The following is a 12,928-nucleotide window of genomic DNA, read 5'->3' on the forward strand; positions in this document are numbered from 1 at the left end:
GGCACACAATAGCCGACGACAATCATGTTCATCTACGCCTTCACCGGCGTCGCCCCGACATCGACGCATCGGGGGCGCGCTGGACGGAGCACGAGCATCGGCCCGAGATGGTTGATGATGCGGCCCGCCGCCGACTTGGACACCCCGAACAGCAGGGCGAGCCGGCGCCTCGTCAGGTTCGTGCGCCAGTAAGCCGCGACCGGCAGAGCCCGGTCCTCGAACGGAAGGCCACACGGCCGGCCCTTGTGGACCGCATCCGCACCCTCACGCCGCAGCACTGTCACCAGCTTGCCGAACAGGCGCGGACCCAGCCCGGTGAACGGGGCTGTCCAGGACGGTACCGACGCCGTGGTCACAGCAGCCACACTGCGATCGACTCAGAGATCGACATCATGGGATGATGATCGTCATGTCAGGTCAGGTCTGGTTGTCACTCATATCGTTGGGCGGCGTTGTCCTCGGCGGCATGTTGTCCTACCTCGTCCAGCACAGGGCTCAGCGGTCAGCGGAACGCGCTGAACAGGAACGGCAGCAGATCGCGTTGTCAGAAACCCGGCGCGCGGAGCGGCTGTCACTCCTGGAGCGATTCATCGAGGTGTCGGCAGAGGCGGAACGCTGCGCGTACACCCGGCCGTCCGACTGGGAGGACACCGACGCCTGGTACCTCACGACCCGGGATGTGATGTACCGCTTCTGGGTCGCGGACCGGCTCATCCGCATCCAGTTCCCCCCAGCCGTGCATGAAGCGGCACACACACACTTCCTCGACCTCAACCGAACCGTCTGGGAAGGCTTGCCCGACGGCGAGAGCGCGCGGGACTACCTGGAGGGCAACCGATCGGCCTTTCTCGACACTGCTCGCGCCGTCATGGGATAGCCACCGCAGAGGTGCGGACGCGCGGGTCAGTGTGGCCCGGCGGCTATGAGTCCTTCCAGTTCGGGGTCGACTCTCGGGTGAGCCTGCGGCTTGTGAATGGGTCGTGCTGATCGACAGCTCCGCTTGATCGCGGAGGCCATGGAGGTCGCCGGGGCTCTTGGGGTCGCGGTGTGGCTTCGCGGTGGATGGGCGTGGGCCGTGCCCGGCCGTCGCCGGTACCGCCAGCGCTGCGACCGCGCCATGCGGGGCCGACGGAAGCGCGAACACCCACGCACCAGCCATGCGATCCAACCCCCGTGCCGCGTGCAACCATCCGCGACCGCCGACGGTCCCACCCACAGCGTCCCGCCTCAAGGAGCCCCGTTGCGCATCCGCATCGTCCTCACCCTCGTCGGCCTTGCCATCGCCATCACCGGCCTCGTCATCTACGGCCAGGCCCAGACCGACGCCGGCACCATCGAACAGCGCCGGATCAACAACTCGGCCGAAGCCTGGGCCGACACGCTCGGCTACGAGTACGAGGGCGAACGGGACGCGTGGGAGACCGAATGGGACGCCCGCGTGGCGGAGGAGGACAAGACGTTCGGTCTGGTCCTCCTCGGTGTCGGTGTCGTCGTGGGCGGGGTGCCGTGGCTGGTACGCCGCAGCTGACCCCCGCCGTGTCACAGGCAGTAGAGCGGATGGTCCCGGTACTGCTCGCACATGGCCTTCGCCACCGGGCAGGGCACCGGCACCGCGCAGGTCGGGCTTCGCCGTCTGCCCGACCATCGGCAGTCCAGCCGGCAAGACCGGCTGCGGACTCCGGATGCCCTCCGTAGATGCCTTCGTCTCCGTAAGCCGTCCAGATCGATCCCCCGCGATCGGTCACCAGAGCAGGAATGTCGTCGCCGATACAGAAGGTGGCTTCTTGGGCACCGCTTTCCAGAGAGAGCACCACGGCGTTCGGGCTCCATGCTCCCGACTCCTCCTTGCCCGCTCGACCGCTTGCGACGAGGAGTCGGGCCTCTGGGAGAAGAGCGATGTGGCTCGGCCCGACCGGGACGTTCTTGATCGGTCGACGTTGAAGCGACCCGTCAGCCTGGCGAATCACGAGCACCGCATCGAAGGGGACGTGCGGGCTCCGTCCCACCCAGCCCTTCACGTAGCGGCTTCGGCGTAGGTACTGCCGATGGACGAGCAGAACAGCCAGCTCCCCCGTCGGGCCGGCGGTCCACCACAGAGGGCGTCGTCCGGCCCGGAGTTCCGTCGCAGACGGCTTCCAGACCCTCTGCAAATCGACCGTCGACACCGCATCCCCCTGCTCCCGGCCTCAGCACCCGCACGTAAGCACTGATGGGAGGAGTGTATTGATGCCAGAACAGGCATCACCCCGGCGTCGCGCATGCACGAAGCCGCCCCGATCGCCACCACCGAACCCGAAGCCGCCGGGTGAACTCACCGTGGAACGGCCGCTCACCGGTGAGGCGGGGCTGCCGGTCGGCCCGGTTCTGCAGTAGGTGTTCGAAGTGCGCGCTGTCCGGTCAGCTGTGGATGGTTCCTGCCCGTGACGCCGGGATCCGCGGGCTCCCCACGGCGTCGTCGCACCGTGCTGGAGGAGCACGCCCGTACCACCGCACTCGCCGTGCGTCACTGGCTGGCCGGTCTGTCCGCCGGCTGAACATCCGTGCCGTGTCAGGAAGGAGTCCGACGGGTCCTCTGTACGGCGTGACCGGCTGTCCCGTCACAGCTGCTGCGAATGAGTGGTGGCAGCAGCCGCGATCGTTTCGGCCAGCGCGGCGGGCCGGGACAGGAACGGCGAGTGCGACGTGTCGAGTTCGGTGACGGTGGTCGGGGAGAGTGACACCGCGTCGATCTCCTTGACGAAGCGGCGCTGCATCGCCGGGGGGATGGAGTTGTCCCTGGTGCAGACGACATAGCCGTGCGGGATGCTGCCGTAGCGCCGCTCGGTGACGGTCAGTGCCTCACTCAGGATCCCCAGCGGGGCGTCCGGGCTGAGCAGGGCGATCGCGGCGTCCGCCGTGAGGGCGTCGACGTCGTTGTAGAAGGCTTCCTTGATCTCGGCGCGTCGGTCCGGATCGCGTGGGTCGACGCGCAGCGCGCCGATCCGGGCCGGGTCGCCCACAATCAGCGGCGGCACATGCGAACCGAGCATCTCCGGGAAGGTGTTGTAGGCGCCTGCCGGTATTCCGCTCACCGGGGCGTACGCGGACACGTAGACCAGAGCGCCGACGAGTTCCGGAGCGAGTTCCGCGACCGCGGTGGCGACCGTTCCTCCCATGCTGTGCGCCACCAGGAGACAGGGCCGGCCCGCGCCGATCGTCCGTATCCGGTCGGCGAGGTCGGCTGCCGCGGAGGACGCGGTCACATGCGCCACCGGCGACGGCTCGGCGGCGAACGCCGTCGCGTCGAACGGCCGCGCCCCGTAGGCGCGTGGTGCGCGGTTGCGCAGTCCGTGTCCGTCGAGGTCGACCGCGACTGATGGGGTTCGCCGGGCAGCCAGCTGCTCGGCCACCGGGTTCCAGCACCAACTGCCGTGCCAGGAACCGTGCAACAGGACGACAGGCATGGGGTTGGTCATGGTGTTCCTCACTCGTCTCCGGCTGGAAGGAGCGGGGCGGGCACCGTGTCCTTCCAACCACTTCGGCTGCTTCAGACGTCGGTCCTCGAGCCCGCGGGGCTGCGATCACTCGTGCCAGGTACGACGACCCGACTGCCGGAAATGTTCCTTCCGTTGTCGTGACAGGGCACACATCCGCACGCGGTGACGGGGAGCCGCTCGGTCCTGACGGTGGCCCGAACCGGGAGAACGGCCCGTTCGCGAAGTTCGCTCCTGACGGCGGTGCCGAGGGCATCGCCCTGCGCGCACAGATGAGCCGGATGCTGGGCGAACTCGCCGCTGAGCCGACCGGTTGTCGTTCCCTCGTCGCCCTGCGGGTCGACGAACTGGACGGCTACCGCGAGGAGATCACCCGCCAGGAGCCGTCCTCGTGCACGGCCCGGTCCGGCCCCCATGACGGACCACAACCGCGCCGCCCACCTCATGGAGCCGGCAGGCAACCTGGGCGAGCTCCAGGAATGGCCGGCCCCGAGCGGATGAGCTGACGCGACCGCAGCGCACGCCGGGGTGGACGCGTCCGCGGACGCCCTCCGGCACAAGCATGATGCACGGCCGGGCCCCGTGATCGGGGCTCCGCGGCGGGACTGCGGGCTTGGTGCGCCGCCCGGCCCCACCCGGCGCCCGGCTGACAGACGGCGTGAGTTCAGACGCCGGCCTGATCGGCGGGGCCTCGCCTGCGTCCGACCCGCCGTGCACGTTCACCTTCGAGAACGGCCTTCCTCCGGACAACCAGTGGAAGTGGGTCAAGAACTGCGAGGCCGAGGCATTCACCGCCGAGCAGGAAGTCGGTGGCTCCCGGCATCGTGACGCGCACTTTACGCGCGCCGACGACGAGTTGGGGCCGCGACCGTTCTCCCGACCGACCCGGGGCGCCATCATCAAGCAATTCTAACAGTGTTAAGTAAATCGAATACTGCTAAACCTTCCTCTCCTTGACTACCGTCGCTCACGGCGATGAGGAGTGCGACGACGCACGGCCACCTCGATGCGGCGTGGACTCTCCACACGCAACGTGCCGTGCCTACCACCGAGCTCCTTCGATCCGTTCCGACCAGGTGCAAACAAAGGAGATCTCGTGTTCGAACGCTTGGCCGAGCTGGCGATCCGCCGGTCCCGGCTGGTACTCGTCATCGCCGTCGTGGCCGTGGCCCTCATGGGCTTTGTGGGCGGCGGCGCGTTCACCAAACTGCTGCCGGGCGGCTTCGACGACCCGAGCTCCCGGTCCACTCGGGCCGCCGAGGTCATCGACGACAAGTTCGGCGGAGAGACGAACCTGGTCCTGCTGGTCAGCTCCCCCGACGGTCGGGTCGACACCCCGGCCGCCCAGCAGAGCGGGCAGGCTCTGATCGCCGACCTCAAGGACGAGAAGAACCTGGCGAACATCTACTCCTACTGGGACACGAAACTCGACGACCTCCGCTCCGAGGACGGGACCCAGGCCTTGGTCCTCGCGCATGTGAAGGGCGAAGAGGCGGAGTTGCAGGAGAACGCCCAGAGCGTCATCGACGCCTACTCCGGAACCTACAAGGACACGCTCGAGATCCAGGCCGGCGGCGGCACCGCCGTGAGCGCCGACATATCGACACAGGTGGTCTCGGACCTGGTGCTGGCGGAGATCATCGCCATCCCCCTGACCCTGCTCCTGCTGCTGTTCGTCTTCGGCAGCGTGGTCTCCGCCCTGCTGCCGCTGGCCATCGCGATCATCGCCATAGCGGGTGCCTTCGCCCAACTGTCCATCCTCGGCGGCATCACCGAGGTCTCCAACACGGCGACCAACCTGGTCACCGCCCTGGGCCTCGGACTGGGCATCGACTACGCCCTGCTGATGACCAGCCGGTTCCGTGAACAGCTCGCCGCAGGGGCCTCCGTGGACGACGCCGTCCGCCGGACGGTGAACACCGCGGGCCGCACGGTCGCGTTCTCCGCCGCCACGGTCGCGGCCGCGCTCGCCTCGCTCATGGTCTTCCCCCAGTACTTCCTCCGCTCCTTCGGCTACGCCGGCGTCGGCGTCGTCGCCATCGCGGCGATCAGCACCCTGCTGGTGATGCCGGCCCTGTTCGTCACCCTGGGGCACCGTGTCGACAAGGGCCGGATGCCCTGGGCCAAGCGGCAGCAGCCCAGCGCTCAGCAGTCCGTATGGGGGCGCATGGCCCGTACGGTGATGCGGCGGCCCGCGCTGACCGCACTGCCCGTACTCGCCGTCCTCCTGGTGGCGGCCGCCCCGCTGATCGGCATCACCTTCGGCACGCCGGACCAACGCGTTCTGCCGGAGAACGCCGAAAGCCGCCAGGTCACCGCCATGCTCGACAGGAACTTCGACGGCAACGACGCGTCGGCCCTCCGCATCGTCATCGACAAGCCGCTGGCCAAGGACCCACTGACCTCGTACGCGGGTGAACTGGCCGCCCTCGACGGTGTCATCCGGGTCGAGACGAGCGTGGGCACACACACCGCCGGCAGGTCCGCGCCAACCGGTCCCGGCAATCCCGCGCTCGGCAGGCCCGACGCCCAGCGGATCAACGTGGTGAGTGACCTGACCCCGAAGTCGTCCGAGGCCGAGGCCCTGGTCGAGGACGTACGGGCGGTGGCGGCACCCGACGGGGCCGAGGCGCTCGTGGGCGGGGCCGACGCCGAACTGGTCGAAGCGAAGGACTCCATCAGCGGCCAGCTGCCGATCGCGGTGGCCCTGGTCGTCCTCACCACCTTCGTCCTGCTCTTCCTGTTCACCGGCAGTGTCGTGCAGCCGCTGCGGGCCCTGGCCCTCAACCTGATCAGCCTCGGGGCGACGCTCGGCGTCATGACCTGGATCTTCCAGGACGGCAACCTGTCCTCCCTGCTCGGCTTCACGCCGCAGCCGATGGAAGTGTCGATGACGGTGCTGATGTTCTGCATCGCCTTCGGCCTCTCGATGGACTACGAGGTGTTCGTCACCAGCCGCATCAAGGAACTCCACGACCAGGGCGAGGACGACGAGTCCGCCGTGGCCAACGGCCTCGGCCACACCGGACGCATCGTTTCCGCTGCGGCCCTCCTCCTCGCCGTGAGCTTCTTCGCCTTCGGCACAGCGAAGATCACCTTCATGCAGATGTTCGGCCTCGGCAGCGGACTGGCCATCCTCGTCGACGCCATCGCCGTACGCGGCGTCCTCGTCCCCGCCGCGATGCGCCTGCTCGGCCGCTCGGCCTGGTACGCGCCGCCCATCCTGAAGAAGGTGCACGGACGGTTCGGCCTGAGCGAGGGCGGTCCCGAGTCCGTGCCGGCGGCCGCGGCGGAACCGCCGTACGCGAAGGCGACGACGGAGGTCTGACCACTCGGTCCTTCAATGTGCGGGCGGGCCCGCCGGCGGACTCTCGCCGGCGGGCCCGCCCGTTCCGCCCGTGAGGCCACCCAACGGTGTCAACCCCCCGCAGGGCAGCGTGTCGTGACCTGGGGGCGGCACCGGCCCGATCGTCGGCAGCAGCCCCGCGGGCAGAGCCGTGGATACCGAGAATCCGTGACCCACGCTGGGCGAAGGAAGGGGTTGACAGCGCTCACTCCACCTGACGCTGCCAGGTAGAAATAACAAGATTCGTGCTTCTTGTCGGGTGTGCAGGAATCGTCATACGGTCAGGATCATGAACGCAGACGAACCGGCCGCCGCCCCACTGACCCTGCGTGAACGGCGATGGACCGTCGCTGTCCAGGAGATCCTGACCGCTGCCGAAAGCCAGATCGCCGAGGACGGGCCGGCCGCCCTGTCGCTCAGGGCGGTCGCGCGGAGTCTCGGCATGACTGTGCAGGCCCTCTATCACTACTTCCCGAGCCGGGACGATCTGGTCACCGCCATCGTCTCCAAGGCCTACGAGGAGCTGGCCGACGCCGTCCAGCACGCGGTTGACACCGCGCCGCAGGACTCCGAGGGCGCCGACGGCTCCCGGATGGTGATCGCGGCCGAGAGCTACCGGCAATGGGGCGTCGACCATCCGGAGTTGTTCCAGCTCATCTACGGAGCGCCCCTGCGGCACTACGCGGCACCCGCGGAGGGCTCGAGCACCCGGGCCGTCCGCCGGATGAGCGGGATCTTCATGAACGAACTGTTCCGGGGCTTCACCAGGGAGCAGCTCGCGGCCGCCGACACCCCCGCTCTCTCACCCGAGTTGAAGCGGCACATGGAGGGTCTGTCGCCGGACGCTCTCGGCCGGATCCCGTCCCCCGCGGTTCCCATTCTGCTGAGCGCGTGGGGACAGATGCACGGCCTGGTCGTGCTGGAGGTGTTCGGGCACACCTCGTTCATCGGCGCGCACCAGGCCGAGCTGTTCCGCATGTCGATGCGGGTCATGCTTCACGACGCCCGCCGCCGGATTCCGGCCGACGGAACGCCGACGTGACCACACGGTGGCCTCAGGACGGCCTGGCGGACACCTGCGCCGGCCCGCTTCCGGACGGGCCCGGTGGTCCTCGGCGAAGGCGTAGGCGAACGCCTTGTCCGCGGCGGGGAGATCGCCGGCGAGCCGACGTCGTACGTGCGGCGGATGCACGGCCGTATCGGTGCCCGGACGAGACCTGGACGTCCACTCGCGCACGGGGCGAGTCACCGCTGTACGGAACAATCTCCGAGCAAGGTCGTGCAGGCACCATGGCCGGGGCCCTCAACGCCGCGACCAGAGCCTGCGTATCCCCTTGACGACACGAATGGTTCGCCACACCGCACTGAGCGGCTGAACCCTCACCCGTCGTCCACGGCGTGACTCGCGGGGCTCACGAGCCGTCCGTCGTCCCCGTATCGACGTACGGGTGAACAACGTGGGAGCGATTCACCGCGAAGGGAGGAACGGTCTGTGGAACCAACCGCACACACACCGGAAGATCTGATCATCAGCACGGTCACCGGCGCCACACTGGACGCCGCGTTCGCGTATCACCGTGCCAACCTCGGCGAGTTCATGCTGCCCCTGGCGCCGACGGCGTTCCGGCAGATCGTCGAGGACGATCAGATGCTCGCCGTCGAACGTCGTGGAGAGATCGCGGGGATCTGCTACGTCAAACCCGACGGCAAGGAACTCGACACCGTCGCCAGGTGGGAGTTCGGCGGCCTCCACCTCTCCCCCGTCCTGCGCGGCCGGGGTCTCGGGACACTGCTGAGCACCGTCGCGATCACGTCCGTCACCCACGCCGACCGCAAGCCGGTCATGGGCTACGTTCATCGGGACAACTCCGAGGGGATGGGACTGCTCGTCCACCGCCTCGGGTTCGTCGTCACCGATCGGACGGTCAGGCTCGGCCCGGACGACGCGCCGGGACACCTGCGCCGCGACAGCGCAGGCTTCGCGACCGCCGGCGTTCTCCGGCTTCCCGACGCGGCGATCGAACGTCTCGCCGCTCGCCTGGAGCACCTCGCCGACGGCTCACGCGGCTCCTCTCTGCCGGTCCTGCCCCGGCTCTCCGACGGCCTCTTCCCCTCAGGGCCGCATGCGGTCGTTCGGCGCCTGCGGATGTGAACGAGCGTCCTCGTCAGAAGCGGTGTGCGGTGACGGCACCGGACACGGAGCACAGCGAGGAGACGGGTCGATGTCCGGACATGGTCGTCCGGGAGCGCGCCGCTGCGGTCGTGAAGGCGGTCGCACAGCCTCGGTGTCGTGGTGATGGTGCTGAGGCCACGACGCAGTCCTGGGCGGGACCACCGGATGGACCGGGACCACCGGATGGACTGGGAGCAGCAGGAACCCGCCTGGCCCACGCGTGTCGGTACGTTGTGAGCACATGGCATGGAACGCACTGCCTGTCGTGCACACCACCAGCTGGGCGGTCCGGGCGTTCTGCCCGAGCGTCGAATACGGGAGGGCCGACGTGCGATGCGGCGGCGTCGGAAGAGACGCCTCCGAGCGCGGCGGTGCGCGTGGTTGTGGCCTGTAGCCCCCTTGCCCCGGACGGCGGCCCTGTAGTGCGCTGGCCCTCATGAAGACAGGGAGCATTGCGACACTGACCGCCGCCCTGATCGTCGCCCCCCTCCTGGCGGGGGCACCGAACCAGCGCGCCGAAGCGGCTGAACCCGGCGACGGCGATCCGCCGCCGGTGGCCGGTTCCCCTTTCGTGCCGGGAGTGGATCTCGACACGGTGACGATCCCGGAACTGCAGGCTCGGATGAAGCGCGGGTCGTTGACCTCGTCAGCCCTGACCCAGGCATACCTGTGGCGGATCGAAGCCGTCGACCCCAAGATCAACGCCGTGCTGCGCACCAGCCCGACGGCCCTGCTTCAGGCCGCTGCCAGCGATGTCCGGCACCGTCGTGGCACGGTCCGCGGGCCGCTGGACGGCATTCCCGTCCTGCTCAAGGACAATGTGAACACACACGACATGCCCACGACCGCGGGGTCGCTGGCGCTGGCCGGGAGCCCGCCGGACACCGACGCCGCCCTCGTGACACGGCTGCGTGCGGCGGGCGCCGTGATCCTTGGCAAGGCCAACATGTCGGAGTGGGCCAATTTCCGTGCGGCGAAGCCGACTTCGGGCTGGTCGGCGGTGGGCGGGCAGACCAGGAATCCGTATGTGCTGGACCGGAATCCGTGCGGATCGTCCTCCGGTTCGGCCGCCGCGCTCGCCGCGTCGTTGGCGCAGGTGGCGATCGGCACCGAGACGGACGGTTCCATCGTGTGTCCGGCCGGGATGAACGGGGTGGTCGGTCACAAGCCCAGCCTCGGGCTGGTCAGTCAGTCCGGTGTGGTGCCGATCTCCGCCGAGCAGGACACCGCGGGACCGATGGCGCGCAACGTGATCGACACCGCGCTCACCCTTGCGGTGCTCAGCGACCACGACACCCTCCGCGCCGACAGCCCCCGCGGCCTCGTGGACGAACTCGCGCGCCCTGGTGGGCTGCGCGGCAAGCGGATCGGCCTGTGGCGGCTTCCCTCGCTCGGACCGGAGGTGGATGCCGTGATGACCCGCACGGCGGGAAGGCTGCGGTCCGCGGGAGCAGAGGTGGTCGAGGTGACTCCTCCGTACCAGGAGCGGCTCGCCGAACTCGAGTTCCCGGCGCTGCTGAGTGAGTTCCACCGGGACATCAACGCCTACCTCGCCACCCGGGAAGGGCCTGGCAACCTCGCCGAACTGATCGAGTTCAACCGCACCCACCCGGCGGAGCAGGCCTGTTTCGCCGGCCAGGAGCTGTTCGAGGCGGCGCTCACCGCGCCGGATACCAGCACCCCCGAATACCGCGCCATGCGGGCCGAGTTGAAGGATCTGTCCCGGCGTTCCATTGACGAGACCATGGCCGCCCATGACCTGGACGCCATCGCCTCTCCGACGAACCCGCCCGCCTGGACGACCGACTGCGCGCGGGGCGACAACGACGTGATCCCGTCCTCCACCCCGGCTGCCGTGGCCGGGTACCCCTCGCTGTCCGTGCCGGCCGGGTTCGTGAACGAACTGCCGATCGGTCTGCTCCTGATGGCCGGTGACCACCAGGACGCCGGGCTGCTGTCACTGGGGGCCGCGGTGGAACGTCAGCTGGACGCCTGGCGGGCACCCCGCTATCTGCCCTCGACCCGACCCCTCCCGCCCTCCACGCCGGTCCAGTGACAGTGCCCGCCTCGGCCGAGTGGCCCCGAGGGGCGGGTCTCCGCACCATCACGCGAAGGTGCGCCCGCGTCTTCGCGTGACGCCGGCCCGGTGATGTCGCCGACCGGCCGGCACCTCGGCACAGGTGCCGGACGGGCCGGTCCGTTCCGCATGCTCCCGCGCCTTGTGGCGCGCTCCCCGAGGCGTCAAGGGCCACGCGTGTGCGGGCTGTTGCGCCGGCGCCGACGTCACAGGGGACGGACGATGAGGAACATTCGACGGAAGCGAGCGGCGCCCCGCTTCACTCGGCACGCGAGATCAGGCCCAGCCGCGGGAGCTGGGCCTGACGGCCGGCGCCACGTCAGGGGCAGGGGACCAGGAAGCAAACTTCAGACAACCGGGCACTGCCATCATCGACAAGGTGGGGAAGCCGGCCCGTGGCAGGACGACGCCTTGCCACGGGCCGTTCCTCGTATCGTGAGGCGCCGTGAGGCGCTGAGGCGCCGTGAGGCGAGTACGACCCGCTACGCGTCGCTCCGCCGAGCTCCACGGGGTGCCCTTCTCCGGCTGACACGTGCGCGGAGCGGGGCGCCGCCTTCGGCAACGACCGTGCGACCCGCGCTGTTTTCGAGGATGGGGTGGACCGTCAGGCCGTCCGGCTGTCGGCGACGACCGGTGTCGCCGAGCGCGACCTGACGATGCTGCCGCCCGAGGGCCTTCCCGCCCCAGCGGTGAAAGGGCCGGCGCTCCCGCCACGACGAGCGGCTCCCCGGCACCGGCCCCGCGGTCGCGGTGTTCCTGATCCGCGCGGACACCGGACGGAGGCTCGCGTCCTGCCCACCACACGCCGTCCCTCCTCTCCGGCGCCCGCCCCCCGGACGGGCGCCGAGCGGGTGACGCGGCGGGTGACGCGGCGGGTGTACCGCGTCGAGGCTGCTGCGGACGCGGTGGTCACAGGGCTCGGGACCACGGAGATCACGACAACCTGCCGTGGACCGCTGCGGACAGAGCCCGTTCGTGGACACCGCACCGTCGCACCACCCGGTGGAGGTCATCCGCCTCCGCCCCCGACTTCACGTACGCCTTGCCGGCCGGCGTGCTGTCACGACGCCGCCCCAGCGCTCGGCGAAGGTTCCCCACAGTGCGCGCAGCCGTTCCTCCTCTCGTGCCACACGGGCGACGACGGAGGTCGGGGAGAGGCCGAGCGTGGTCAGCGGGCCGATGTCGGACGTGCCCCAGGTGGCGATGTCGTCCGCCAGGACCTCCGGATGGAACTGGACGCCCCATACGGCTGTTCCGATGCGGTAGGCCTGATGGGCGCAGCGTTCGCTGGTGAGGAGAGGGACGGCGCCGTCGGGCAGGACGGACGTCTCCTCCCAGTGCCACTGCACGGCGCAGGGGGGAGGGTCCAGGTCCGTGAGAGGGGCGAACAGTTCGTCGCTCGCGGCGGGTGGGAGGGGGGTCAGGCCGCACAGGCCCACCTCGGGCCGGTCGGAGTGCCCGACCTTGCCGCCGCAGGCCACGGTGAGCAGTTCCATGCCGAGGCAGATGCCGAGGGTGGGCAGGTCCTGTGCCGCCGCTTGGCGCAGGAGGCCGAGTACGGAGGGCAGCCAGGGGGCCCGGTCCTCGTCGTAGGGCCCCATGGACCCGCCGAGGACGAGGAGTCCGTCGTAGCCGTCCAGGTCATGGGGAAGGGAGTCGCCCGCCCAGGGGCGTTGCAGGTCGAGGGCCAGTCCCTGTGCGACGAGGCGTTTGCCGAACTGGGCCGAGCCCGTGCCGTTCTCGTGCTCGACGACGAGTACGCGTGGCGTGCTCATTAGAGGACCATCCCTTCTGCAGCCCTCACGGGTAGGGTTGTGACCTCTCGGTCCCGGTGGGTGCATGGCTTGGCGTGCGCGCTG

Annotated in this window: 10 protein-coding genes and 1 pseudogene; 8 read left to right on the plus strand and 3 right to left on the minus strand. The window is 69.6% G+C overall.

What is annotated here, in order from left to right:
• Window positions 1-74: 74 nt before the first annotated feature.
• Window positions 75-365, minus strand: a pseudogene (locus tag ACFYV1_RS26010) (transposase family protein); the annotation flags it as partial.
• A 35-nt stretch (window positions 366-400) separates the two neighbouring features.
• On the opposite strand from ACFYV1_RS26010, the gene ACFYV1_RS26015 reads away from it, so the two are divergent.
• Together ACFYV1_RS26015 and ACFYV1_RS26020 are read left to right on the plus strand one after the other, a co-directional pair.
• Window positions 401-877, plus strand: a complete 477-nt coding sequence (locus ACFYV1_RS26015; RefSeq protein ID WP_389398013.1) for a hypothetical protein — start codon at window positions 401-403, stop codon at window positions 875-877.
• A 363-nt stretch (window positions 878-1,240) separates the two neighbouring features.
• Entirely contained in the window at window positions 1,241-1,528 is a 288-nt protein-coding gene (locus tag ACFYV1_RS26020; RefSeq protein WP_389397993.1) for a hypothetical protein, read from the plus strand.
• 1,069 nt (window positions 1,529-2,597) lie between these two features.
• Here the strand turns inward: ACFYV1_RS26020 and ACFYV1_RS26025 are convergent.
• On the minus strand, window positions 2,598-3,455 hold the full coding sequence (locus ACFYV1_RS26025) for an alpha/beta fold hydrolase (RefSeq protein ID WP_389397994.1): 858 nt from the start codon (window positions 3,453-3,455) through the stop codon (window positions 2,598-2,600).
• 158 nt (window positions 3,456-3,613) lie between these two features.
• On the opposite strand from ACFYV1_RS26025, the gene ACFYV1_RS26030 reads away from it, so the two are divergent.
• From ACFYV1_RS26030 to ACFYV1_RS26055, 6 genes are all read left to right on the plus strand, one after another.
• A complete protein-coding gene (locus ACFYV1_RS26030; RefSeq protein WP_389397995.1) occupies window positions 3,614-3,979 on the plus strand; it encodes a hypothetical protein in 366 nt (121 codons plus the stop codon).
• Window positions 3,980-4,131: 152 nt separating this feature from the next.
• Window positions 4,132-4,386: a hypothetical protein gene (locus tag ACFYV1_RS26035; RefSeq protein WP_389397996.1), complete on the plus strand. Its 255-nt coding sequence runs from the start codon at window positions 4,132-4,134 to the stop codon at window positions 4,384-4,386.
• Between the two features lie 183 nt (window positions 4,387-4,569).
• A complete protein-coding gene (locus tag ACFYV1_RS26040; RefSeq protein ID WP_389397997.1) occupies window positions 4,570-6,801 on the plus strand; it encodes an MMPL family transporter in 2,232 nt (743 codons plus the stop codon).
• A gap of 307 nt (window positions 6,802-7,108) precedes the next feature.
• On the plus strand, window positions 7,109-7,861 hold the full coding sequence (locus tag ACFYV1_RS26045; RefSeq protein ID WP_389397998.1) for a TetR/AcrR family transcriptional regulator: 753 nt from the start codon (window positions 7,109-7,111) through the stop codon (window positions 7,859-7,861).
• A 450-nt stretch (window positions 7,862-8,311) separates the two neighbouring features.
• Window positions 8,312-8,971, plus strand: a complete 660-nt coding sequence (locus ACFYV1_RS26050; protein WP_389397999.1) for a GNAT family N-acetyltransferase — start codon at window positions 8,312-8,314, stop codon at window positions 8,969-8,971.
• A gap of 457 nt (window positions 8,972-9,428) precedes the next feature.
• Window positions 9,429-11,048 carry an amidase family protein gene (locus ACFYV1_RS26055; RefSeq protein ID WP_389398000.1) on the plus strand — a complete coding sequence of 540 codons (1,620 nt, stop codon included), beginning with the start codon at window positions 9,429-9,431 and terminating at the stop codon, window positions 11,046-11,048.
• 1,052 nt (window positions 11,049-12,100) lie between these two features.
• On the opposite strand, the gene ACFYV1_RS26060 is transcribed toward ACFYV1_RS26055, so the two are convergent.
• A complete protein-coding gene (locus ACFYV1_RS26060) occupies window positions 12,101-12,844 on the minus strand; it encodes a type 1 glutamine amidotransferase (RefSeq protein ID WP_389398001.1) in 744 nt (247 codons plus the stop codon).
• Window positions 12,845-12,928 lie beyond the last annotated feature (84 nt).

It is taken from the genome of Streptomyces sp. NPDC003023 (assembly GCF_042888225.1).
Lineage (GTDB): Bacteria > Actinomycetota > Actinomycetes > Streptomycetales > Streptomycetaceae > Streptomyces.